The 24163-nt window shown below is 62.7% G+C and carries 22 protein-coding genes; 2 read left to right on the top strand and 20 right to left on the bottom strand.

Annotated elements, in window-relative coordinates:
- Positions 1-44: 44 nt before the first annotated feature.
- From glmM to DCO45_RS01600, 4 genes are all read right to left on the bottom strand, one after another.
- Positions 45-1379, bottom strand: a complete 1335-nt coding sequence (gene glmM / locus DCO45_RS01585; RefSeq protein ID WP_116924185.1) for a phosphoglucosamine mutase — start codon at positions 1377-1379, stop codon at positions 45-47.
- A gap of 108 nt (positions 1380-1487) precedes the next feature.
- Positions 1488-2348 (bottom strand): dihydropteroate synthase, encoded by an 861-nt coding sequence (gene folP / locus DCO45_RS01590; RefSeq protein WP_116924186.1) that lies wholly within the window; start codon positions 2346-2348, stop codon positions 1488-1490.
- A 63-nt stretch (positions 2349-2411) separates the two neighbouring features.
- Positions 2412-4334: an ATP-dependent zinc metalloprotease FtsH gene (gene ftsH / locus DCO45_RS01595; protein ID WP_116924187.1), complete on the bottom strand. Its 1923-nt coding sequence runs from the start codon at positions 4332-4334 to the stop codon at positions 2412-2414.
- 196 nt (positions 4335-4530) lie between these two features.
- Positions 4531-5199 (bottom strand): RlmE family RNA methyltransferase, encoded by a 669-nt coding sequence (locus tag DCO45_RS01600; RefSeq protein WP_116924188.1) that lies wholly within the window; start codon positions 5197-5199, stop codon positions 4531-4533.
- A 32-nt stretch (positions 5200-5231) separates the two neighbouring features.
- Between DCO45_RS01600 and DCO45_RS01605 the strand changes: the two genes are divergently transcribed.
- Together DCO45_RS01605 and DCO45_RS01610 are read left to right on the top strand one after the other, a co-directional pair.
- On the top strand, positions 5232-5705 hold the full coding sequence (locus DCO45_RS01605; RefSeq protein WP_021026578.1) for a YhbY family RNA-binding protein: 474 nt from the start codon (positions 5232-5234) through the stop codon (positions 5703-5705).
- 25 nt (positions 5706-5730) lie between these two features.
- Complete coding sequence (locus tag DCO45_RS01610; RefSeq protein ID WP_021026577.1) at positions 5731-6450, top strand: hypothetical protein; 720 nt, start codon at positions 5731-5733, stop codon at positions 6448-6450.
- An 87-nt stretch (positions 6451-6537) separates the two neighbouring features.
- Here the strand turns inward: DCO45_RS01610 and DCO45_RS01615 are convergent, their stop codons facing one another.
- From DCO45_RS01615 to ispC, 16 genes are all read right to left on the bottom strand, one after another.
- Complete coding sequence (locus DCO45_RS01615) at positions 6538-7422, bottom strand: Kdo hydroxylase family protein (RefSeq protein WP_116924189.1); 885 nt, start codon at positions 7420-7422, stop codon at positions 6538-6540.
- Between the two features lie 46 nt (positions 7423-7468).
- Entirely contained in the window at positions 7469-7888 is a 420-nt protein-coding gene (locus DCO45_RS01620) for a DUF4149 domain-containing protein (protein WP_116924190.1), read from the bottom strand.
- Between the two features lie 30 nt (positions 7889-7918).
- On the bottom strand, positions 7919-8395 hold the full coding sequence (gene greA / locus DCO45_RS01625; RefSeq protein ID WP_027010824.1) for a transcription elongation factor GreA: 477 nt from the start codon (positions 8393-8395) through the stop codon (positions 7919-7921).
- A gap of 183 nt (positions 8396-8578) precedes the next feature.
- Entirely contained in the window at positions 8579-11827 is a 3249-nt protein-coding gene (gene carB / locus DCO45_RS01630) for a carbamoyl-phosphate synthase large subunit (RefSeq protein ID WP_116924191.1), read from the bottom strand.
- Positions 11828-11892: 65 nt separating this feature from the next.
- The gene (locus DCO45_RS01635) at positions 11893-12252 is read right to left on the bottom strand and encodes a hypothetical protein (protein WP_027010823.1); all 360 of its coding nucleotides are present in this window, start codon (positions 12250-12252) and stop codon (positions 11893-11895) included.
- 61 nt (positions 12253-12313) lie between these two features.
- Entirely contained in the window at positions 12314-13501 is a 1188-nt protein-coding gene (carA, locus tag DCO45_RS01640) for a glutamine-hydrolyzing carbamoyl-phosphate synthase small subunit (RefSeq protein WP_165841093.1), read from the bottom strand.
- A 309-nt stretch (positions 13502-13810) separates the two neighbouring features.
- The gene (locus DCO45_RS01645) at positions 13811-14599 is read right to left on the bottom strand and encodes an RNA methyltransferase (protein WP_243419206.1); all 789 of its coding nucleotides are present in this window, start codon (positions 14597-14599) and stop codon (positions 13811-13813) included.
- A gap of 51 nt (positions 14600-14650) precedes the next feature.
- Entirely contained in the window at positions 14651-15286 is a 636-nt protein-coding gene (rnhB, locus tag DCO45_RS01650; RefSeq protein ID WP_116924192.1) for a ribonuclease HII, read from the bottom strand.
- The gene (gene lpxB, locus DCO45_RS01655) at positions 15258-16421 is read right to left on the bottom strand and encodes a lipid-A-disaccharide synthase (protein ID WP_243419207.1); all 1164 of its coding nucleotides are present in this window, start codon (positions 16419-16421) and stop codon (positions 15258-15260) included. The genes rnhB and lpxB overlap by 29 nt, the downstream gene beginning before the upstream one ends.
- A gap of 17 nt (positions 16422-16438) precedes the next feature.
- Positions 16439-17239: an acyl-ACP--UDP-N-acetylglucosamine O-acyltransferase gene (gene lpxA / locus DCO45_RS01660; RefSeq protein WP_116924193.1), complete on the bottom strand. Its 801-nt coding sequence runs from the start codon at positions 17237-17239 to the stop codon at positions 16439-16441.
- A gap of 6 nt (positions 17240-17245) precedes the next feature.
- Entirely contained in the window at positions 17246-17686 is a 441-nt protein-coding gene (fabZ, locus tag DCO45_RS01665; RefSeq protein ID WP_021026566.1) for a 3-hydroxyacyl-ACP dehydratase FabZ, read from the bottom strand.
- Positions 17687-17698: 12 nt separating this feature from the next.
- On the bottom strand, positions 17699-18685 hold the full coding sequence (lpxD, locus tag DCO45_RS01670; RefSeq protein ID WP_116924194.1) for a UDP-3-O-(3-hydroxymyristoyl)glucosamine N-acyltransferase: 987 nt from the start codon (positions 18683-18685) through the stop codon (positions 17699-17701).
- Between the two features lie 13 nt (positions 18686-18698).
- Positions 18699-19220: an OmpH family outer membrane protein gene (locus DCO45_RS01675; protein WP_021026564.1), complete on the bottom strand. Its 522-nt coding sequence runs from the start codon at positions 19218-19220 to the stop codon at positions 18699-18701.
- Positions 19220-21517, bottom strand: a complete 2298-nt coding sequence (gene bamA, locus DCO45_RS01680; protein ID WP_116924195.1) for an outer membrane protein assembly factor BamA — start codon at positions 21515-21517, stop codon at positions 19220-19222. Before bamA ends, DCO45_RS01675 begins: the two co-directional genes overlap by 1 nt.
- A 47-nt stretch (positions 21518-21564) precedes the next feature.
- Positions 21565-22926 carry an RIP metalloprotease RseP gene (gene rseP, locus DCO45_RS01685; protein WP_116924196.1) on the bottom strand — a complete coding sequence of 454 codons (1362 nt, stop codon included), beginning with the start codon at positions 22924-22926 and terminating at the stop codon, positions 21565-21567.
- 55 nt (positions 22927-22981) lie between these two features.
- Entirely contained in the window at positions 22982-24160 is a 1179-nt protein-coding gene (gene ispC, locus DCO45_RS01690; protein ID WP_116924197.1) for a 1-deoxy-D-xylulose-5-phosphate reductoisomerase, read from the bottom strand.
- Between the last annotated feature and the right edge of the window lie 3 nt (positions 24161-24163).

Here is a 24163-nt window from a genome sequence, read left to right on the forward strand (position 1 = left end):
CCTACCACAGCACCCTCAATGGGCTGCGCGCACGCAGCCGCTCGTCAGGATTGGCGGGCCACTTCGGCCAGCTGCTCGGCGCAGCGGCTGGCCTGGGCCGCATCAAAGGCCTCGACCATCACGCGCAGCAGCGGCTCGGTGCCGCTGGGCCGGATCAGCACCCGGCCCTGGCCGGCAAAGTCGTCGGTGATGCTGCGCTCCAACTCAAACAGCTGGTGGTTGTTGCGCCAGTCCTGCCCGGGCTGCAGGCGCACATTGAGCAGCACCTGGGGGCACAGATCCACGCCGTCGAGCTGCTCGGCCACGCTCTGGTTGCGGCTCACGCAGGCCTGCAGCACCTGCAGGGCACTCACCAGGCCGTCACCCGTGGTGTGCTTGTCCAGCGCCAGCAGGTGGCCCGAGCCCTCACCGCCCAGCACCCAATTGCGGCGCTGCAGCTCTTCGAGCACATAGCGGTCACCGACCTTGGCGCGCACCAGCTCCACGCCCTGCTTTTGCAAGGCCGCCTCAACAGCCAGGTTGGTCATCAAGGTGCCCACGACGCCGGGCAGCTTCTTGCCCCGGCGCAGCCGGTCCATGGCCATCAGGTAGAGCAGCTCATCGCCGTTGTAGAGCCGTCCCTTGGCATCGACCAGCTGCAGCCGATCGGCATCACCATCGAGCGCCACGCCCAGATCGGCGCCGTTGGAGCGCACCGAGCGCACCAGCGCATCGGGGTGGGTAGCCCCCACATCCTGGTTGATGTTGAGGCCGTCGGGATTGCAGCCAATGGTGATGACCTCGGCGCCCAGCTCATGGAAGACCTTGGGCGCAATATGGTAGGCCGCGCCGTGGGCCGCATCGACCACGATCTTGAGTCCGCGCAAGGTCAGCCGGTGGTCAAAGGTGCTCTTGCAAAATTCGATATAGCGGCCTGCGGCATCGTCGAGGCGGCGGGCCTTGCCCAGTGCTGCGGACGGCACCCAGTCAAAGCCCTCCATCAACGCCGCTTCCACCGACTCTTCCCAGCTGTCGGGCAGCTTGGCGCCCTCGGCGCTGAAGAACTTGATGCCGTTGTCGTCAAAAGGGTTGTGGCTGGCGCTGATGACCACGCCCAGACTGGCGCGCTGGGCGCGTGTGAGGTAGGCCACGCCAGGGGTCGGCAAGGGGCCCAGCAGCACCACATCGACACCGGCCGAATTGAGGCCCGACTCCAGTGCGCTTTCGAGCATATAACCCGAGATGCGCGTGTCCTTGCCGATCAGCACCGTCGGGCGCTCCTGCTCACGGCGCAGCACCCGGCCCACGGCATGGCCCAGGCGAAGCACAAAGTCAGGGGTGATCGGTGGCTTGCCTACCGTGCCACGGATGCCATCGGTTCCAAAATACTGTCGTGCCATAGTGTTCTTGCTTGTTGGGGGCCTGAGAGAAAGTGAAAAGGCGCCATCGGTGGTTTATGGCGCAATAGCAGTGTAGCGCCTGACCAACGATGCCAGGCGCAAACCGCGTCAGCCCTGCGTATCCAAAGATTGCGGGGCGCGCATCGCCTGCAGCACGGCCAGCGCATCGCAGGTCTCGCGCACATCGTGCACGCGCACAATGGCAGCGCCATGCTCTACCGACAGCAGGGCCGCCGCAATGCTGGCGGGCATGCGCTCGGCCACCACCCGCCCTGTGACCTTGCCCAGCGATCCCTTGCGCGACCAGCCCGCCAGCATCGGGTAGCCAGCTGCCGCCAGCCGGGGCTGCTGCTGCAGCAGCGCAAAGTTCTGGCCCGGGCTTTTGCCAAAGCCGGTGCCCGCATCCCAGACAATGCGCTCGGCCTGCACACCCAGCGCCTCAAGGCTGCGGGTATGGGCCTGCAAAAAGTCCAGCACCTCGGCCGCCACATCGCTCTGGGCGGCCATGTGCTCTTGGTGCATGGTCTGCGGATCGGCATGCATGTGCATCAGGCAGACGCCGCATTGCGGGTGGGCCGCCACCACGGCCTGCGCGCCGGGCTGGCGCAGCGCCCAGATGTCGTTGATGATGTCCGCGCCCAGATCCAGCACCGCCTGCATCACCTCGGGCTTGTAGGTATCGACCGAGATCGGCACCTGCAAGGCCTCGGCCGCCTTGACCACCGGCAGCACCCGGCGCAGCTCTTCGTCCAGCGGCACCGCAGGGCTGCCCGGGCGGGTGGACTCACCGCCAATGTCCAGGATATGCGCGCCATCGGCCAGCAGCTTTTCCGCATGGATCATCGCGGCCGAGACGCCTTCGTGGCTGCCTCCGTCCGAGAACGAGTCCGGCGTGACGTTGACGATGCCCATCACTTGCGGCGCGGTCAGGTCAATACGAAAGCGGGTGGTTTGCCAGTGGCGCATCAGAGGTGTCCTTTAAAAATAAGAAAAGCGCTCGGGCAGAGCGCTTTTCGCCAGGGTCTATCGTGATCAGACCGGATTGTGTGCCGGCTCCGTCACCACGGTGGGGCTGCCGCCTGCGCCGCCGTCATTGCTGCTCGACGGTGGGTTGCGTGGCGTCCAGTCCTTGGGCGGGCGCGGTGCCTTGCCCGCCATGATGTCGTCCAGCTGCTCGGAATCGATGGTTTCCCACTCCAGCATGGCCTTGGCCATCGCATGCATCTTGTCGCTGTGCTCTTCGATCAGGCGGCGTGCCAGACCATACTGCTCATCGATGATGCGGCGAACCTCGGCGTCCACCTTCTGCATGGTCTCTTCGCTGATGTTGCTGGGCTTGCTCATCGAGCGGCCCAGGAAAGGCTCGCCTTCCTGCTCGGCATAGACCATCGGGCCCAGCGCATCGGTCATGCCGTAGCGGGTCACCATGTCGCGCGCCAGCTGGGTCGCCTTGTTGAAGTCGTCCGATGCGCCAGTCGTCATCTGGTTCATGAACACTTCTTCGGCAATCCGGCCGCCAAACAGCATGGCGATACGGCTCAATGCCCATTCCTTGTCGTAACCGTAGCGGTCCTTCTCGGGCAGCGTGAAGGTCACACCCAGCGCGCGGCCGCGCGGCACGATGGTGACCTTGTGCACCGGGTCGCACTTGGGCAGCAGCTTGCCGATCAGCGCGTGGCCGGCTTCATGGTAGGCGGTGTTCTTCAGCTCTTCGGGGTCCATCACCGCAGACTTGCGCTCGGGGCCCATGAAGATCTTGTCCTTGGCCTTTTCGAAGTCCTGCATCTCCACGGTGCGCGCATTGCGGCGCGCGGCCATCAACGCAGCTTCGTTGCAGAGGTTGGCCAGATCGGCACCGGACATGCCGGGCGTGCCACGGGCGATGATGTTGGGGTTCACATCCTGGCCCACCGGGATCTTGCGCATGTGCACATTCAGGATCTGCTCGCGGCCACGCACATCGGGCAGGGTCACGTAGACCTGGCGGTCAAAACGGCCAGGGCGCAGCAAGGCGGCATCGAGAATGTCGGGGCGGTTGGTGGCAGCCACCACGATCACGCCCATATTGGTCTCGAAACCATCCATCTCGACCAGCATCTGGTTCAGGGTCTGCTCGCGCTCGTCATTGCCACCGCCCATGCCGGCGCCACGCTGGCGGCCGACGGCATCGATTTCGTCGATGAAGATGATGCAAGGCGCATTCTTCTTGGCGTTCTCGAACATGTCGCGCACGCGGGCCGCGCCCACGCCGACAAACATTTCGACGAAGTCGGAGCCCGAGATCGAGAAGAACGGCACCTTGGCTTCGCCAGCAATGGACTTGGCCAGCAAGGTCTTACCGGTACCGGGAGGGCCGACCAGCAGCAGACCACGGGGAATGCGGCCGCCGAGCTTTTGGAACTTGTTGGGGTCTTTGAGGAAGTCGACAACTTCCTTGACTTCTTCCTTGGCCTCGTCGCAACCGGCCACATCGGCAAAAGTGACGCTGTTGTTGTTTTCGTCGAGCATGCGCGCCTTGGACTTGCCAAAGCTGAACGCACCGCCCTTGCCGCCGCCTTGCATCTGGCGCATGAAGTAGACCCAGACGCCGATCAGCAGCAGCATCGGGCCCCAGCTGATCAGCAGGCTCATCAGCAGCGAGCCTTCTTCGCGCTCCTTCACGTCAAACTTGACGTTGTTGTTGATCAGGTCGCCAATCAGGCCACGGTCCATGTAGGTCGCGGTGGTCTGGAGCTTGCGATCGTCACCTGTGGTCGCCGTGATCACCGTGCCGGCAGGGCTTTCCTGTAAGGTCGCAGTCTTGATGCGGCCATTGCGGACGTCTTGCAAAAACTCGGAATACGGGATCTTGTTCGCGCTGGCGCCTGCACGGTTGTCCAATTGCTTGAACACGGTGAACAGCACCATGGCAATGACAAGCCATACGGCGATCTTAGAAAACCACTGATTGTTCAAGGGGGCTCCAGTAGTAGGAAATCGGGAAAGACACAGAATCTGTTATGTCAGATATGCACTATTTTAGGACTTTCAAGGGCCAATGCTTGCGCTTTCCCCTTGGTGGCACGCAGGATTGCTCAGTAAAGGCCATTGTCTCAGTGTTTCAGCAAGCTTGGAGCATGCGCCAGGCAAAGCAGGCATTGGCAAGGGGTGCTCAACGCTGCGCTTCGGGTTTGAGGCGAATACCAACCAAATAGGTCTCGGACGATTTATCGCGCGAAGCCTTGGGTTTGTAGGGCTTGACCACCTGGAAGGTCTGCTTGAACAAGTCCACCAGCTGCGAGTAACCACTGCCATGGAACAGCTTGACCACCAAGGTGCCCTCGGGCTTCATGTGCTGGCAGGTGAAGTCCACCGCCAGCTCGATCAGATGCGCGATACGGGCAGCATCCACGTTCTCCACCCCTGAGAGGTTGGGCGCCATGTCCGAGATCACCACATCAACGCGGCGCTTGGCCAGCGTCTGCTCCAGCTGGTCCAGCACCTCCTGCTCGCGAAAATCGCCCAGGATGAAGTCCACGCCCTCGATGGGCTCCATCGGCAGCATGTCCAGGCCGATGATTGCGCCGTTGAGCTCGCCCACCGCCGCGCCATCGGGCGAGAGGCGGCGGCGCACATACTGGCTCCAGGCGCCAGGCGTGGAGCCCAGATCGACCACCACATCGCCCGGCCGGATCAGCTTGAAATGCTCATCGATTTCCTTGAGCTTGTAGACCGCGCGGGCGCGGTAGCCGTCTTTTTGCGCGGCCCGCACATAGGGGTCGTTGATGTGCTGATTGAGCCAAGTCTTGTTGACCTTCTTGGTTTTAGTACTTACTTTCATGTTTTCTCCCCGGAGCCCCGATAATACGGGCTATGCCCCAAATACAACTCACTCCCGCCCAACGTCGCGAGCACCGCGCCGAAGCCCACCACCTCGACCCCGTGGTTCTGATTGGCGGTGACGGCTTGACCGAAGCCGTCGAAAAAGAGGTCGACCTGGCCCTGAATGCCCATGGCCTGATCAAAATCCGTGTTTTCTCCGATGACCGCGCCAACCGCGAGGCCATCTTCCTGAAGCTGACCGACTCGCTCAATGCAGCGCCTATCCAGCACATCGGCAAGCTGCTGGTCCTGTGGCGCCCGATGCCCGAGAAGGAAAAGCAACTCGACGAAGACCGCAAGGCCGGCCCGCGCGAAGTCAAGGTGCTCAAGTTCAGCAAGAACGTCTGGCAAAAGCCCGAAGTCAAGCAGATCCGCATCCTGGGTAACCAGCGCCTGACGGCCGGCGGCCAGGTCAAGCGCGCCAAGCCCAAGCAAAAGTCGATCAAAAAGCAGCAGGGCAGCTAGTGTGACCGATCGCCACATCCTTTGCATGAAATGGGGTACCAAATATGGCCCCGACTATGTCAATCGGCTGTACGCCATGGTTCGCCGCCATCTGAGTGGCGATTTTCGCTTTGTCTGCCTGACCGATGACACGCAAGGGATTCGCAGCGAAGTGGAATGCCACCCGATTCCAGACCTGAACATCCATCTGGCCCCCGGCCAGCGGGATGGCGCCTGGAAAAAGCTCACCACCTTCGAGCAGGACCTGTATGGTCTGCAAGGCCAGGCGCTGTTCCTGGACCTGGATGTGGTGATCGTCGGCAGCATCGATGAGTTCTTCACCCTGCCGGGTGAATTTCGCATCATCCATGACTACCCGCGTTTTTGGCGCTTTGGTGAGCGCATTGTCGGCAACTCCTCGGTCTACCGCTTTACCTTGGGCGCCCACGCCGATGTGCTGGCCAACTTCCGTGCCAACACCGAGCAGCTGCGCGCCCAGTACCGCAACGAGCAGGAGTACCTGTCACACTTTCTGCACCAGCAGGGCAAGCTCGATTACTGGCCGGCTGCCTGGTGCCCGAGCTTCAAGTACTACTGCATCCCCACCTGGCCGAGCAACTACTGGAAGGAGCCGGTGCCGCCCGCTGATGCGCGCATCGTCATCTTTCACGGCGAGGTCAACCCGCCCGACGCGCTGCAAGGCCTGCGCAACAAGCGCTTCCACCATATCCAGCCGGCCCGCTGGATTGAAAAGGCCTGGGGCTAGGCGAGCCTGCGCATCAAAAGCCAAAGGCGTTGATCCCTGCGATCAACGCCTTTTTTGTGGCCCGCAGCGGGCTTTGGGGCAGCAGATTTAGCGCTGGTCAGCCGCCACCAGCGCATGGCCTTGCATGCGCGTCAAGATCGCCAGCGGGCTTGCATCGGGGTTGTATTCCTTGCCCGGGGGCAGGAAGAAGGTCTGCTCCAGCATGTACTGGCCCGACATCACCGCATGCACCGCCTGGTCCGAAAAGCAGACCCAGCTGGAGCCGGCGGCAAAAGGCACGGTCTCCTGCGGCGCATTGCGCTGGTAGTCCATGTCGCCCTTCATGCCATCGTGCAGCTGCAGCATCAGGTGGTCATACTCGCTGCGAAGCGACTTGGTCACATGCAGCATCGCCAAGACCTTGGCCTGCCAAGGCACATAAGGCTTGGCGCGTGGCAAAAACTTGCGCGCCACATCCTCGAAAGGCTCACCCACGCGCCAGACCCGGGGCTGGCCATCAGGATTGACATTGCTGAACACGCGCAGGATGCGCTCGCCGTAGTTGGGCCGCGAGGGAAAGGCGTCGACATGCATGCGCTTGTCGTCGGCACGCCAGGACTGGGCACGGGTCTCGACCTGCGAGGGCCGGTAGCTCGTTGGCGCCATGCGCACCAGCGGCATGTAGTCGGGGAACAGACCGGCAATCAGCGCGGTGGCCTGCGCGCGAAAACGCGTGACCATGGCCGCCACCGCGGCCTGCGTTGCGGCATCACCGGCCACGCCCTTGATGCTGCCATCCACATTCAGGCTGATGTTGCGCGACTTGGGGTCGCGCACATCGGGGCGCAGCAGCGTCTTTTCCTGCTCGGAGAGCGCAAACGCGAGTTGGGGGAAATACAGCACCTTGCCCGATTCAACGGCGGCCGTCCATTCCGGACGGCCCGGTGTGTTGCGCCAGTCATTGGCGTCGATGGAAACGATGGGAGATTGCATGGCCCGCCCAGTGTAGCGCGGCGGCGGGCGATTGCCTTGGGCCAGATCAAGGCCGCGATGCGGGTGCGGATGCCCGCCACAGCACGAGGGCCGCGCACAGCCACTGCAGCGCATACAGCAAGGTGCCCAGGCCGTGCCAGAACTTGAGGTTCTCGCGCTGCACGATCTTGGGCGAGATGCCGTACTGCACGACCAGCGCCATCAGCATGCCGGCCAGCACAAAGCCCAGTGCCGCACGCGCCCAGGGCTCGATGGTGTTGCTGGCCTTGTCCTTGGCCAGCACCAGCAGCACCAGGCCGCAGGCCAGCGACACCCAGGTCTGCGCTGCAAACAGCTTGGCAGCCATAAAGCCCGCCATCGATGCCTGTGGCAGGTTGGCAAACAGCATGGGCACGGCCATGAAGCCAATGGCCGACAGGCTGCCCCACCACAGGGCGGCTGCGAAAACGGGCAGGCGGTGCTTCATCGCGGGCTCGGTGCGCAGTGGCCGATGGCTTTAGAGGTAGCGCACGGCCACGACTTCGTAGCGGCGCTCGCCACCGGGGGCCTGCACGACGGCGGTGTCGCCCTCTTCCTTGCCGATCAGCGCGCGGGCAATGGGGCTGGACACATTGATCAGGCCTTGCTTGAGGTCGGCCTCGTCCTCGCCGACGATCTGGTAGGTCACCGGATCGCCGCTGTCCTCATCGGCCAGGTCCACGGTCGCGCCAAACACCACCTTGCCGCCCGCATCGAGCTGCGAGGGGTCGATGATCTGGGCGGCCGACAGCTTGGCCTCCACTTCCTGGATACGGCCTTCGATAAAGCCTTGGCGGTCTTTGGCCGCATCGTATTCGGCGTTTTCGCTCAGATCGCCATGCGAGCGAGCTTCCGCAATGGCCGCGATGACGCCGGGACGATCCACGGTCTTGAGGCGTTGCAGCTCTTCTTTGAGCTTTTCTGCACCGCGCTTGGTAATGGGGATAGTGGCCATCTCGGTCTCCACAAACAGTCGCGATGCCAGCGCTGTGGCTGGCATCTGATAGACATCATCCGCCTGCTATGCGGCGGGGGTTCAAAAGCAAACCGCCGCGCTGGGGAGCGCGGCGGTTGCGAGGCAGTCTCTATTATGCCGATTTTTGAGCCTTGCAACAAAAATCGGCCAACGGCGATGCGATCAGTGCTGCAAGCTGGCGTGCAGCTCCTGCACCGAGTACACCTCCAGGTCATCCATGTTGCGCAGGCCTTCGACAGCGGCCTCGGCACCAAAGATGGTCGTGAAGGTGGTCACGCGGGCGAGCAAAGCGCTGGTACGGATCGCACGCGAGTCGGCAATGGCGTTGCGGCGCTCTTCCACAGTGTTGATGACCATCGCAATTTCATTGTTCTTGATCATGTCCACGATGTGGGGGCGGCCCTCGGTCACCTTGTTGACCGTTTGCACCTCGATACCGGCATCGGCAATCGCAGCCGCAGTGCCACGGGTGGCGCAGAGCTGGAAGCCCATGCTCGCCAGCTCCTTGGCAATCTGCACGGCGCGTGGCTTGTCGGCATTCTTCACGGTCAGGAACACCTTGCCCGAGCGGGGCAGCTTGGTGCCTGCACCCAGCTGGCTCTTGACATAGGCTTCGCCAAAGGTCTTGCCCACGCCCATCACCTCACCGGTGGACTTCATCTCGGGGCCGAGGATGGTGTCCACACCGGGGAACTTGACAAACGGGAACACGGCTTCCTTGACGCTGAAGTACGGTGGCGTCACTTCCTGGATGATGCCCTGCTCTTCGAGCGTGTCGCCTACCATGCAGCGTGCGGCCACCTTGGCCAGCTGGATGCCGGTGGCCTTGGAGACAAAAGGCACGGTACGCGAAGCGCGAGGATTCACTTCCAGCACATAGATGATGTCCTTGCCGTCGCGCTCCTGGATCGCGAACTGCACATTCATCAGGCCCACCACGTTCAGGCCTTCGGCCATGGCCGCGGTCTGGCGCTTGATCTCATCGACCGTCGCCTTGCTCAGGTAGTAAGGCGGCAGCGAGCAGGCCGAGTCACCGGAATGCACGCCCGCTTGCTCGATGTGCTCCATCACGCCGCCGATGAACACCTTGCCGGTGCGGTCACGCACGCAGTCCACATCGCACTCGATGGCGTTGGACAGGAAGTGGTCCAGCAGCACGGGCGAGTCGTTGGAGACCTTGACCGCTTCACGCATGTAGCGCTCCAGGTCACGCTCTTCGTGCACGATCTCCATCGCGCGGCCGCCCAGCACATAGCTGGGACGCACCACCAGCGGGTAGCCCAGTTCGCGGGCGTGTTCCATCGCCTGCGCCTCGGTACGCGCGGTGGCGTTGGGCGGTTGGCGCAGGTTCAGCGTCTGCAGCATCTGCTGGAAACGCTCGCGGTCTTCGGCCGCGTCGATCATGTCCGGCGTGGTGCCGACGATGGGCACACCGGCCTCTTCCAGCGCCAGGGCCAGCTTCAGCGGCGTCTGGCCGCCGTACTGCACGATCACGCCCACGGGCTTTTCAACGGCCACGATCTCCAGCACGTCTTCCAGGGTCACGGGCTCGAAGTAGAGGCGGTCCGAGGTGTCGTAGTCGGTCGAGACGGTCTCGGGGTTGCAGTTGACCATGATGGTTTCATAACCATCTTCGCGCATCGCGAGCGCCGCGTGCACGCAGCAGTAGTCGAACTCGATGCCCTGACCGATGCGGTTGGGGCCGCCACCGAGCACCATGATCTTTTTCTTGTCGCTGGGCTGGGCTTCGCACTCTTCGTCGTAGGTCGAGTACATATAGGCCGTGTTGGTCGAGAACTCGGCCGCGCAGGTGTCCACCCGCTTGAACACGGGGCGCACATTCAGCGCATGGCGCGCTTCGCGCACGGCCTTGTCGCTGGTGTGCAGCAGCTTGGCCAGACGGCGGTCGGAGAAGCCCTTTTGCTTGAGGCTGCGCAGATCATCGGCCGACAGTGCGGCCAGCGCCTTGTCGTCGCCCTGTGCTTCGGTGTGCTTGTCCAGTGCCAGCTCGAGCTTGACGATCTCTTCGATCTGCACCAGGAACCACTTGTCGATCTTGGTGATGTTGTGCACTTCATCGAGCGACCAGCCGGCGGCAAAGGCATCGCCCACATACCAGATACGGTCGGGACCGGGCTCGCCCAGCTCCTTTTCCAGGATCTCGCGGTCCTGGGTCTTTTCGTTCATGCCGTCCACGCCCACTTCCAGGCCGCGCAGCGCTTTCTGGAAGGACTCCTGGAAGGTGCGGCCCATGGCCATCACTTCACCCACGGACTTCATCTGCGTGGTCAGGCGGTTGTCGGCCGTCGGGAATTTCTCGAAGGCAAAACGCGGGATCTTGGTGACCACGTAGTCGATGGTCGGCTCGAACGACGCGGGGGTCTTGCCGCCGGTGATGTCGTTCTTGAGCTCATCCAAGGTGAAGCCCACGGCCAGCTTGGCCGCGATCTTGGCAATCGGGAAACCCGTAGCCTTGGAGGCCAGTGCCGACGAACGCGAGACACGGGGGTTCATCTCGATGACGACCATGCGGCCGTCCTTGGGGTTGATCGAGAACTGCACATTGGAGCCACCGGTGTCCACACCGATCTCGCGCAGCACGGCCAGCGAGGCATTGCGCAGGATCTGGTATTCCTTGTCGGTCAGGGTCTGGGCAGGGGCCACGGTGATCGAGTCACCGGTGTGCACGCCCATCGGGTCCAAGTTCTCGATTGAGCAGACGATGATGCAGTTGTCGGCGGTGTCGCGCACCACTTCCATCTCGTACTCTTTCCAACCCAACAGCGACTCTTCGATCAGCAGCTCGTTGGTGGGCGACGCCTCCAGACCGCGCTTGCAGATGACTTCGAACTCTTCGGGGTTGTAGGCAATGCCGCCGCCGGTGCCGCCCAAGGTGAAGCTGGGGCGGATCACGGTGGGGAAGCCCACCTGGCGCTGCACGTCCCAGGCCTCTTCCATGCTGTGCGCAATGCCCGAGCGGGCCGAACCCAGCCCGATCTTGGTCATCGCGTCCTTGAACTTGAGACGGTCTTCGGCCTTGTCGATGGCCTCGGGCTTGGCGCCGATCAGCTCGACCTTGTACTTGTCGAGCACGCCGTTCTTCCACAGGTCCAGCGCGCAGTTCAGCGCGGTCTGGCCACCCATGGTCGGCAGGATGGCGTCGGGGCGCTCCTTGGCGATGATCTTCTCGACCGTCTGCCAGGTGATGGGCTCGATATAGGTGACATCGGCTGTGGCCGGGTCGGTCATGATCGTCGCAGGGTTGCTGTTGATCAGGATGACCTTGTAGCCCTCCTCGCGCAGCGCCTTGCAGGCTTGCACGCCGGAGTAGTCGAATTCGCAGGCCTGGCCGATGATGATCGGGCCAGCGCCAATGATGAGAATGCTTTTGAGATCGGTGCGTTTAGACATGAGGCTCGCCTTGCAGTCGCGCGCGCTGGCTGGCTGTCCTGGTGGGCAGCCGCCCAGCGCTGGGTTTATACGCGGTCGGTATCTAATTTGTTCAAAATGGCCAGGACACGGGCCTCGGGCAGGCTCTTTTGCATCAGCTGCAGCAGACCATCCCCTTGCACCATGGGGCGCAGAACCTGCGCCTCGGCTTCGTAGAACTTGGCGTCCCACTCGGCCATCACCTGGTCGAATTCCTCGTCCGTCATGGTCTTGCACTTGGACACGATGGTCACCAGCGGCAAGGCCTTGTTGTCGAGGAACGATTTCTTGTAGGGCTTTTGCTGCCAGCGCGCCATAAACCATTCCTTGTGCTCGGCAGGCAAGGTCATGATGCGCTTGCTGATCGCTTTCTCTAAGGTGGCGACAGGAAAAGAAAACAGTTTCACGGCAGCATATTCCTTGGGTTCATCGTGCGCAGGTTCGGGCGCGGGCAACAGGCGCCTGGCATCAGGCCTTCTTGTGCTCGCGCATCAGGTTCACAAAACGGTCGAACAGGTACGACACGTCATGCGGGCCTGGCGAAGCTTCGGGGTGGCCCTGGAAGCAGAAGGCCGGGCGGTCGGTGCGCTCCATGCCTTGCAAGGTGCCATCGAACAGGCTCACATGCGTGGCACGGGTGTTGGCCGGCAGCGTCTCCAGGTCCACGGCAAAGCCATGGTTCTGGCTGGTGATGCAGACACGGCCCGAGTCCAGATCCTTGACCGGATGGTTGGCACCGTGGTGGCTGTTTTGCATCTTGAAAGTCTTGGCACCGCAGGCCAGCGCCATGATCTGGTGGCCCAGGCAGATGCCAAAGGTCGGCACGCCACTGTCCATGATGGTGCGCGCAGCCTCGATCGCGTAGTCGCAGGGCTCCGGGTCGCCAGGGCCGTTGGACAGGAACACGCCATCGGGCTGGTACTTGAGCACTTCGGCCGCAGGCGTCTGCGCTGGCACCACCGTCACGCGGCAACCGCGCTCGGCGAGCATGCGCAGGATGTTCTTCTTGACGCCGTAGTCAAAGGCGACCACGTGGAAGGCATGGTCCTGCAGCTTGCCGTAGCCGGGCGTGCCATCGGCGCGCGCCAGTTGCCATTCGGTCTGCACCCATTCGTAGGACTGCGAGACGCTGACCACCTTGGCCAGGTCCAGACCCTTCATGCTGGGCGCAGCCTGGGCGGCGGCGATGGCTTCGTCGATGCGCGCTTGCGAGACCTGCTCGCCAGCGGCCAGGCCAACGATGGCGCCGTTTTGCGCACCCTTGTCGCGCAGCAGGCGCGTGAGCTTGCGGGTATCGATGTTGGCGATGGAGACCGTCTTGCAGCGGACCAGGTATTCCGACAAGGTTTCCGTGCTTCGGAAATTGCTGGCCAGCAGGGGCAGATTCTTGATGATCAGGCCAGCAGCAAAGACTTTGTCGGACTCAATATCTTCCGCATTGATCCCGTAGTTGCCGATGTGCGGATACGTGAGTGTCACGATCTGCTGGCAATAGCTGGGGTCGGTGAGGATTTCCTGGTAACCGGTCATCGCGGTGTTGAACACCACTTCGCCGGTCGTGGTGCCTTGCGCACCGATTGAGTTGCCAATAAAGACCGTGCCGTCTGCGAGCGCCAGGATGGCGGGAGGAAACGCGCTCTGTTGAGACAAAAACACTGGGTTCTCCGGATGGTTACGGGTCGCCCGGAGTCTGTGGTGTCCCGTAGGATCACCGCGAAGACTGTGCTTATGAGAGATTGCTTTGAGTGCAGCCGGGCGACGTGATTACTTGAAAGCCACCCATTGTAGCGTGCAAGCTGCAATCTGAGTGGAGGCAGGGGATGATTTGAGGGTCAAATCGCTAAAAATTACACACTCTGCGCAGCAGCACACCAACACAGAGCGTAGAAAGAACAGCGAAAATACGCAGAGCGCATACTCGTTATCACTAAATTACCTGCGCCTCAGCACCACCCTATCGCCGCATCAATCTGCACGTGCCGCCGCGCTGGCATGCAGGCAAATGGCCGCGGCCGCGCCCACGTTCAGTGATTCCTCACCCCCGGGTTGGGTGATGCGGATGTGCTGCTGGGCCGCCGCCTGCAAGGCCTCAGACACACCCTGCCCCTCATGCCCCATGACCCAGCTGCAAGGCCAGGGCAAGGCGGCGCGGTGCAGCCAATCTCCTTGGTGCGAGCTGGTGACCAGCAGCGGCTGCTGCAAGGCCAGCACATCGTCCTGCGATGCATTCTCGACCAGGTGCAGCGCAAAATGCGCGCCCATGCCGGCGCGCAGCACCTTGCCACTCCACAGCGCAGCCGATCCCTTGAGCGCAATCACCTGGCCAAAACCAAAGGCCGAAGCACTGCGCAAGATGGAGCCCACATTGCCGGCATCCTGCACACGGTCAAGCACCACGGCGGCCACACCGGGCTGGATGCCCGCCTGCTGCAGCGGCAAGTCCATCAAAAAGCCAAAAGGCGCAGGCGACGGCAGTGGGCTGAGGCTGGCCAACAAGGCCGTGTCGATGACGATATTGCGGGCGGCCGCATGCGCATAGACGTTCTCGGGCGACTGCCAGAATTTCTCGGAGAACACGGCCACTGCCGGCTTGACGCCACGCGTCAGCGCTGCGCGGCAGAGGTGGTCGCCCTCGATCCAGTAGCGCCCCTGCTTGCGGTAGGCCGCGCCCTCTTCCATCAAACGGCGCAAATCCTTGACCAAGGCATTGTCACGCGACTGGATAAAAACGGGAGGATGCGCAGCAGGGGACACAGATGATTCCTTTGCGCAGGCTTGGCGCCTGCAAACAGCGAGGGCGGAGATTTAGGCGCCCGTCTTGACCAAGGCCAGCGCCTGGGCCACCGGAGAGAACGAGCGCCGGTGCTCCGGGCAGGCGCCAAAGCTCTGCAGCGCCGCCAGGTGCACCGCGGTGCCGTAGCCCTTGTGCGCGGCAAAGCCGTACTGCGGGTAGAGCCGGTCGATATCCTGGCACCAGCGGTCCCGGTGCACCTTGGCCAGAATCGATGCCGCCGAGATGGCTTGCACCAGCGCATCGCCTTTGACGATGGCCTCGGCAGGCACCTCCAGGCGCGGAATGCGGTTGCCATCGACCAGCACGCGCACGGGCTTGAGACGCAGGCCGTTGACCGCGCGCTGCATGGCCAGCATCGTGGCTTGCAGGATATTGAGGCCATCGACTTCTTCAACGGAGGCCTGCGCAATCGAGCAGCACAGCGCCTTGCCGCAGATCTCGTCGTAGAGGCGCTCGCGTGCGCGCGCCGTGAGCTTCTTGGAATCGGCCAGCCCGGCAATGGGCGAGCGCTCATCCAGAATGACCGCTGCCGCCACCACCGGACCCGCCAAGGGTCCCCGACCTGCCTCATCCACACCCGCAACCAAGCCCGGCGGATGCCAAGGCAAGGAGGCCTGGTCAGGCAGAGAGAATTTTTTGGATGGCATCGGCAGCAAGCTTTGGGGTATCCCTGCGCAGTTCCAGGTGCAGGTCATGAAAACGCTGCTCCAACTGGGCCAGGCGTGCTGGATCAAGGCGTGGCGCGTCCAACCATTGCGCCACTGCCTCGGCCAAGGCCTCGGGCGTCGCCGCCTCTTGCAAAAGCTCGGGCACGACAAAGTCTTGACACAGGATATTGGGCAGGCCCACCCAGGGCTGCAGCTGCTTGCGGCGCATCAAGCGCCAGCTGATGGCATGCATGTGGTAGCTGATGACCATGGGCCGCTTGAACAGCGCCGCCTCCAAGGTGGCGGTACCGCTGGCGATCAAGGTGCAGTCACAGGCCTCCAGCGCCAGGTGCGACTGGCCACCCAGCACTCGGATGCGCTCCAATATCCCGCATTCAGCAGCCAGCGCATCAATGCGTGCGCGCAAAGCCGGAACGGCAGGGACGACGATTGTAAGCGAAGGTCGCGCCTGCAAAAGGCGCGCGGCGGCCAGAAAAAATGGCTTGGCGATGTAGCTCACTTCCGAGGCGCGGCTGCCCGGCAGTACGGCCAGCACTTCACCCTCCAGCGGCAAGCCCAGCTGCTGGCGTGCCGCTGCACGGTTGGGTTGCAGCGGGATCACATTGGCCAGCGGATGGCCCACATAGGTGCCAGCAATGCCGTGCTGGGCGAGCAACGCTGGCTCAAACGGGAAAATGCACAGCACATGGTCGGCCGAGCGGCGGATCTTCTCGACCCGCTCAGGGCGCCAGGCCCAGATCGAGGGGCAGACAAAATGCACGGTCTTGATGCCCTGGGCGCGCAGGCGCTCTTCGACACCGAGGTTGAAATCGGGCGCATCGACACCGACGAATAGCCGGGGCGGCTGCGCCGTCAAACGCTGCACCAGTTGCTTGCGGATGCGCAAAATACCCCAGATGCGCCGTACCAGCTCGGCGCTGTAGCCATGCACGGCCAGGCGCTCGCTGGGCCACCAGGCCTCAAACCCAGCCTGGGCCATGCGCGGCCCGCCAATACCGGCAGAGCGCAGGCCGGGAAAATCCTCAGCCAGCCCCTGCAGTACCAAGCCGGCCAGCAGGTCGCCCGAGGTCTCGCCGGCCACCATGGCCAAGAACATCTCTTGCTGTGGATCCATGACGGCAGGCGCAGCCATCAGCGCACAATGCCGCGCTTGGATTGCTGCAGAAAGTCGAGCATCAGCTGCACATCGGCCTGGGCTTCTGCCTCACAGCTGCCCTGCAGGTTGTCCAGCGCTTCAACGGCCGCCTGCAAGGTCAGGCCGCTGCGGTACAGCAGCCGGTAGGCCTGCTTGATGACCGCCAGGCGCTCGGCGCTGAAACCGCGCCGGCGCAGGCCTTCCAGGTTGAGACCACGCACCGCCAGCGGGTGGCCTTCGACCATGCAGAACGGGGGGACATCCTGGCTGATATGGCTGGCAAACCCGGCCATCACATGGGCGCCCACCTTGGTGAACTGGTGCACGCCCGACAGACCGCCGATGATGGCCCAGTCGGCCACATGCACATGGCCCGCCAAGGTGGCATTGTTGGCCAAGATGGTCTGGTTGCCGACCTGGCAGTCATGGGCAATATGCACATAGGCCATGATCCAGTTGTCGTCGCCGACACGGGTCACGCCGCCATCCTGGGCGGTGCCGGTGTTGAAGGTGCAGAACTCGCGAATGGTGTTGCGGTCACCGATCTCCAGCCGGGTCGGCTCACCCGCGTATTTCTTGTCTTGCGGCACGCCGCCCAGCGCAGCATGCGAATGGATCACATTGGATTCACCGATCGTGGTGATGCCCTCGATCACACAGTGCGCACCCACCTGGGTGTGGGCGCCAATGCAAACCTGGGGGCCAATAACTGCGTACGGCCCAACTGACACCGTGGGGTGCAACTGGGCCGCAGGGTCAACGATCGCCGAAGGGTGGATGGGACTGACCGCCGTCATCTACCGTTATTCCACGTGGCGCATGGTGCACATCAGCTGTGCTTCTGCAGCGACTTCGCCTTCCACGCTCGCCACGGCATTGAACTTCCAGATACCGCCGCGCACGCGGTCAATGGTGATCTCCAGCACCAGCTGGTCTCCCGGCACCACCGGGCGCTTGAAGCGCGCCGAGTCGATACCGACGAAGTAGTAGATATTGTTTTCATCGGGCACCTGGCCCATGGCATCAAAGGCCAGCAGGCCCGCGGCCTGCGCCAAGGCTTCCAGGATCAGCACACCAGGCATCACAGGGCGGCCCGGGAAGTGACCGGTAAAGAACGGCTCGTTGAAGGTGACGTTCTTGATCGCCTTGATGCGGGTGTTGCGCTCAAGCTCTTGCACGCGATCCACCAGCAAGAAGGGGTAGCGGTGAGGCAGCTGCTTGAGAATTGCTTGAATATCCATCATTGTGAACTCGGCTTAGCCGTTTTTCTGAGTTTGCTCCAAGGCCTTGATTCGGTCCCTCAACGCATGGAGATGTTTTAGGGTAGCGGCGTTCTTTTCCCAGCTGCCATTGTCGTCGATGGGGAAGAAGCCGGTGTACTGACCCGGCTGCCTGATCGAGCGACTGACCACGGTGGCCGCCGAAATATGTACATTGTCGGCGATTTCCAGGTGGCCCAGAATCATTCCAGCGCCTCCGATCGTGCAATGGCGTCCGATTTTGGCGCTTCCGGCGATGCCGACGCAGCCGGCCATGGCCGAATGCTCACCAATCTCGACGTTATGGCCGATCTGCACCTGGTTGTCGATCTTCACGCCATTGGCAATGAGGGTGTCGCGCAGCGCTCCGCGATCGATGCAGCTGTTGGAGCCGATCTCGACATCATCGCCGATCTGCACACCACCCAATTGCTCAATCTTGATCCAGCGCCCGCCCTCATTGGCAAAGCCAAAGCCGTCGCCGCCGATGACCGCACCGGGCTGCACCAGCACACGCTCGCCCAGCACGCAGTCGGCCCCGACGGTCACCCGTGAGGTCAGCACCGAATCGGCACCGATGACGGCACCGCTGGCGACATGGCACAGCGGCCCAATGGACGCAGAAGGGTGCACGATGGCACCCTCTTCCACCACCGCAGAGGGATGGATACCGGCGGGCACCGGACGTATCGCATGGTGCTTGCGCCACAGCTGCGTCAGCCGCGCAAAGTAGAGATAGGGGTTGTCCACCACCAGGTAGGCGCCGCCACGCTGGCGGGCCTGCTCCTGCATCTGCGCACTGACGGCGATGCAGCCGGCCTTGGAGGCCAGCATCTGGGCTTGCAGCTTGGGGTTGCTGAGAAAACTGAAGTCCTGCGGGCCGGCATCTTCGAGCGAGGCGATGGCCTGGATCTCCATCGCTGGATCCCCTTGCTCAAGCGTCCCTCCCAGGGCCTCCATGATCTGAACTAGCTGCAGGCTCACGCGTACCTCTGTCTTACTTGGCAGGGGCAGAAGCGTTCAGTGCCTTCAGAACCTTTTCGGTGATGTCGAACTTGGGGTTGATGTAGACCGCTTCTTGCAGCACCACATCGTATTTTTCCTGCTCGGCCACTTGCTTGACGACCTTGTTGGCGCGCTCGAGCACCTGGGACAGCTCTTCGCTCTTGCGGGCGCTGAGGTCTTCCTGGAATTCACGGCGCTTGCGCTGGAATTCACGGTCCTGGTCCACCAGCTGGCGCTGGCGCGTCACGCGCTGGCTCTCGGACAGCGTCGGCGCGTCGCGCTCGAACTTCTCGCCAGCGGTCTTCAAGGCATTGCCCTGGTCCAGCAGGTCCTTTTCACGCTTGGAGAACTCGGCCTCCAGCTTGGTTTGCGCAGCCTTGGCGGCGTTGGCTTCGCGGAAGATGCGATCTGTATTGACGAAACCTGCCTTGAACTCTTGGGCCTGCGCTGCAGCGCCAAAAGACAGCGCTGCTGCCAATACCAGCAATGGGAAAGAACGAGATACGGTTTTCATTAGAAAGATGTTCCGATTTGGAATTGCAATTTCTGGATTTTATCGCCTGTGAATTTGCGAAATGGCTGAGCATAAGCCAAACGCAGCGGTCCCAGTGGGGAAATCCAGCTCAACCCGATACCTGCAGACGCACGCATTTCATTCAGTTTCAAATCCTGTCCATCACCCCAGACATTGCCCGCGTCCACAAACGCAAACCAGCGGAAGGTGCGGTCATTGCCGGTGCCGGGCATGGGGCCGATGAACTCGGCATTCAACGTGACCTTCTTGGCACCACCCAGCGTGGCGCCGGTCACATCACGGGGACCCAGGGTATTTTGCTCAAAGCCGCGCACCGAGCCCAGACCACCGGAGAAGTAGTTCTTGAACACGGGGAAGACCTTGCCGCCCATACCCTTGCCCCAGCCAGCCTCGCCGTTCAGCGCAATGGTGTAGCGCTTGTTCAAAGGCAGGTACTGCTGAATCTGGTAGTTACCCTTCAGATAGCGGGCATCACCAAACAGCGACCATTCTGAGTTCAGCTTCTGGAAGCGGCCCGAATTGGGCGCCAATGCGCTGTCTCGGCTGTCGCGCGACCAACCCAGCGTCAGCGGGAAGTTCAGGCTGGTGTCGCCGTAGCGGGTGGCGTAGTCCAGGTAGGCCGCAGGCATGTTGGTGCCCAGCTTGATGCGGGTGTTTTCCAGACCACCGCCGACATAGATGGTGTCGAGCTCGCTGAATGGAATGCCAAAGCGCACGCTGGCACCGGTGGTCACGATCTGGTAGTTGCCGCCCTGCTCGTCATACGGACGGTCGGTGCGGTAGTACATGTCATAGGTACGCGAGATACCGTCCGGCGTGAAGTACGGGTCGGTGGTGCTCACCACCAAGGTACGGTGGTACTTGCTGGTGTTGACATCGATACCCAGGTAGTTGCCCGAGCCAAAGACGTTTTCCTGCTTGATACCAAAGGTCAGCGAGACCTTTTCAGCGCTGGAGTAACCGGCACCCAGCTGCAGCGAGCCGGTGGGCTTTTCCTGCACGGTGACGTTGACGTCAACCTGGTCGGGCGCGCCGGGCACCTCTTGCGTGTCGATCGCGACATCGTTGAAGAAGCCCAGGCGGTCCACGCGGTCGCGCGAGAGCTTGATCTTGTCCGAGTCATACCAGGACGCTTCGTACTGGCGCACTTCGCGGCGCACCACCTCATCACGTGTGCGGTTGTTGCCGGCCACGTTCACGCGGCGCACATAGGCACGGCGCGAGGGTTCGGCCTTGAGCACCAGCTCGACGCGGTTGTTCTCGCGGTCGATCTCGGGCACCGCTTCCACGCGGGAGAACGCGTAGCCAAAGCTGCCGAAGTGGTCGGTAAAGCGCTTGGTGGTTTCGGTCACGCGGTCGGCGTTGTAGGGCTCACCGGGCTTGATCGAGATCAGCGACTTGAACTCGTCATCGCGCTCCAGGTAATTGCCTTCGAGCTTGACGCCCGAGACCACGTACTTGGGGCCTTCATGGATCTGCAGATTGATCGAGATGCGCTCCTTGTCCGGCGAGATCGACACTTCGGTAGACTCGATGCGGAACTCCAGGTAGCCACGCGAGAGGTAGTAGGACTTGAGCGTCTCCAGGTCGGCATTGAACTTGGAGCTGGAGTAGCGGTCGCTCTTGGTGTACCAGCTGAGCCAGCCGCCGGTGTCCTGGTCGAACAGGTCGGTCAAGGTCGATTCCTTGAAGTCCTTGTTTCCGCTGATGTGGATTTCCTTGATCTTGGCCGCATCCCCTTCGGTCACGGTGAAGGTCAGGTTCACGCGGTTGCGTTCGATAGGCGTGACCGTGGTCACCACTTCGGCGGCATACAGGCTCTTGTTGATGTACTGGCGCTTGAGCTCTTGCTCGGCGCGGTCGGTCAGGGCCTTGTCGTAAGGACGGCCTTCGGTCAGGCCCACATCCCGCATGGCCTTTTTCATCGCGTCCTTGTCGAACTCCTTGGTGCCCAGGAAGTCGACGTTGGCGATCGTGGGGCGCTCTTCCACCACCACAACCAGCACATTGCCATTGGCTTCCAGGCGCACGTCCTTGAACAGGCCCAGCGCGAACAAGGAGCGAATGGCTGCCGATCCCTTTTCGTCGTTGTAGTCATCGCCCACATGCAAAGGCATGGACGCAAAGATGGTGCCCGGCTCTACGCGCTGCAGGCCTTCCACACGAATGTCTTGGATAGTGAATGGGTCCAAAGCCCACGACAGCTTGGCAAGCAGCATCAACGCAGCTGCAGCCGTGGTCTTGCGAAGAAGCGAAGAAGGGATGGAATATGTCATTTGTGATAGCAACCAGAGCCGCTCATTATGCAGCAGGGGCAAGAAAGTCAGCCCAAGAGCCGAGACAAATCGTTAAAGAACGCAATGCACATCATGAGCAGCAAAACGGCTATACCGCCTTTTTGCAAGCGCTCCATCCATTGCAGGGTGGGTGGCTTGCCAGTGACAGCCTCCCAAAGATAATACATCAGGTGACCGCCATCGAGCACCGGTAGCGGCAGCAGATTGAGCACGCCCAGACTGACGCTGATCAGGGCCAAAAAGGCCAGGTATTGGGTGAGGCCGACCTCGGCAGATTTGCCCGCGTATTCGGCAATCGTCAGCGGCCCGCTGATGTTCTGCAGCGAGGCTTGGCCGATAACCATCTTGGCCATCATCTTGACCGTCAGCGCCGAGACTTCCCAGGTCTTTTGCGCACCCCGGGCAAGGCCTTCCCAGGGGCCATAGCGCACATCCACCATCGCAGGCGGCGCGCCGATGAACGCGCCCAGGCGCCCGATCTTGCTGCCCTTGTCCTCGCTTTGCGCGAGCTGCACCGGCACATGCAGCTGCGCGCCGTTGCGCGACACCAGCCAGTCCTGCAGAGCAGGCACGCCCTGCTCGCCCGATGCGCGGATCATGCGGCGCAGCTCGCCGCCATCGCCCACGCGCTGGCCATCGATGGACAGCACCTTGTCGCCCTTGCGCAGCGCCGACTGGGCTGCGGCACTGCCCGCCTCAAAGTCGCCGAGCATGGCATCAGTCCAGGCGTGGGTCAAACCAATTTTGTCGACCAGCTTGGCATCGGCCTCGCGGGCATCGATGGTGGACAGCGGCAAGCGGTAGCTGCGCTCTGCCGCGCCGGCACCGGGGCGGGCGCTCAGCACCACATCCTTGCCACCCAGCGCGGCCTGCGCCACAAACCAGCGCAGGTCGTCGAGCGAGCGCACCGCTTCAGGTTCCGCATCGGGGAAACCCATGGACACAATTTCTTCACCGCCTTGCAGGCCTGCCTGCGCGAGCAAGCTGGCAGCCGGCGGCGTGCCAACAATGGCGGCGGGCTCGCGCACGCCCACCCAGTTCACGCAGGCATAGAGCAGCACGGCCAGCAGCAGGTTGGCCAGCGGCCCGGCGGCGACGATGGCGGCGCGCGCGCGCAGCGGCTGCACATTGAAGGCCAGATGGCGCTCATGCGCGGCGACCGGCGCCTCGCGCTCATCGAGCATGCGCACATAGCCGCCCAGCGGAATGGCGCTGATGACGAATTCGGTGTCTGCGCCTTTTTTCTTCCAGCGCAACAGGGGGCGGCCGAACCCCAGCGAGAAACGCAGCACTTTCACGCCGCAAGCCACGGCCACGCGGTAGTGGCCATATTCGTGCACGGCGATCAAAACGGCCAGCGCAACGACAAATGCAACAACGGTCAACATTGCTCAAGCCCTTGCTATGAAAAACGCGATTCTACTGAGCCGGACAATAGCCCTGTCAAACGGCCAGCTCCGAAATAAGGCCTTGGGCGTAGGCGCGCACCTCGGCATCGAGCGCCAGCAGCGCATCGATGCTGTCGGGCGCCTGCGGCTGCACGCCTTCGAGCGCCTGCGCATTGACCTGGTAGATCTGGTCAAAGCGCATGCGGCCATCCAGAAAAGCGGCGACGGCCACTTCGTTGGCGGCATTGAGCACCGTGCTCGTGCCATGGGGCGCACGCAGCGCCTGCCAGGACAGGTGCAGGCCGGGAAAGCGTGTTGCATCGGCCTCTTCAAAGGTCAGTGCCGAGAGCTTGGCGAAATCCAGTGGCGCGGCGCCACTGGCCACGCGCTCGGGCCAGGCCAGGCCACAGGCAATCGGCACGCGCATATCGGGCGTGCCCAGCTGGGCCAGCACCGAGGCATCGCGCAACTGCACCATCGAATGCACGATCTGCTGCGGATGGATCACCACCTTGATCTGCTCGGGCTGCAGGTTGAACAGCCAGCGCGCCTCGATCACCTCCAGCGCCTTGTTCATCATCGTGGCCGAGTCGATCGAGATCTTGCGGCCCATCGCAAAGTTGGGATGGTTGCCGGCCTGCTGCGGCGTCACATCGCGCAAGCTCGCTGGCTCACGGGTGCGGAAGGGCCCGCCCGAGGCCGTGAGGATGATGTGGTCCACGCGCTGGGGCCAGACCGCGGGGTCTTCGGGCAGGCACTGGAAGATGGCCGAATGCTCGCTGTCGATCGGCAGCAAGGTCGCGCCGCCGTCAGCGACCGCATCCATAAAGAGCTGGCCACCGACGACCAGCGCTTCCTTGTTGGCCAGCATCAAGCGCTTGCCGGCCTTGGCCGCAGCCATCGCCGGGCGCAGGCCAGCGGCGCCCACAATGGCCGCCATCACCGCATGTACATCGCTGTGGGAAGCCACCATCTCCAGCGCCGCCTCGCCTTCGAGCACTTCGACCCGGCTGCCTGCCGCTTGCAGGCCTTCGCGCAAAGCGGTGGCGGCGGTGGCACTGGTCATCACCGCGTAGCGCGGCTGGAACTGCAGGCACTGCGCGAGCATCAGGTCCACGCGCGAATGCGCGCTCAGCGCAAAAACGCGGTAGAGGTCGGGGTGGCGCGCCACCACATCGAGCGTGTTGGTTCCAATCGAGCCCGTCGATCCGAGCACGGTAACTTGCATGGTCATCGC

Origin of the sequence: Comamonas sp. JNW (assembly GCF_003105075.1) — a bacterium.
GTDB lineage: Bacteria > Pseudomonadota > Gammaproteobacteria > Burkholderiales > Burkholderiaceae_C > Comamonas > Comamonas squillarum.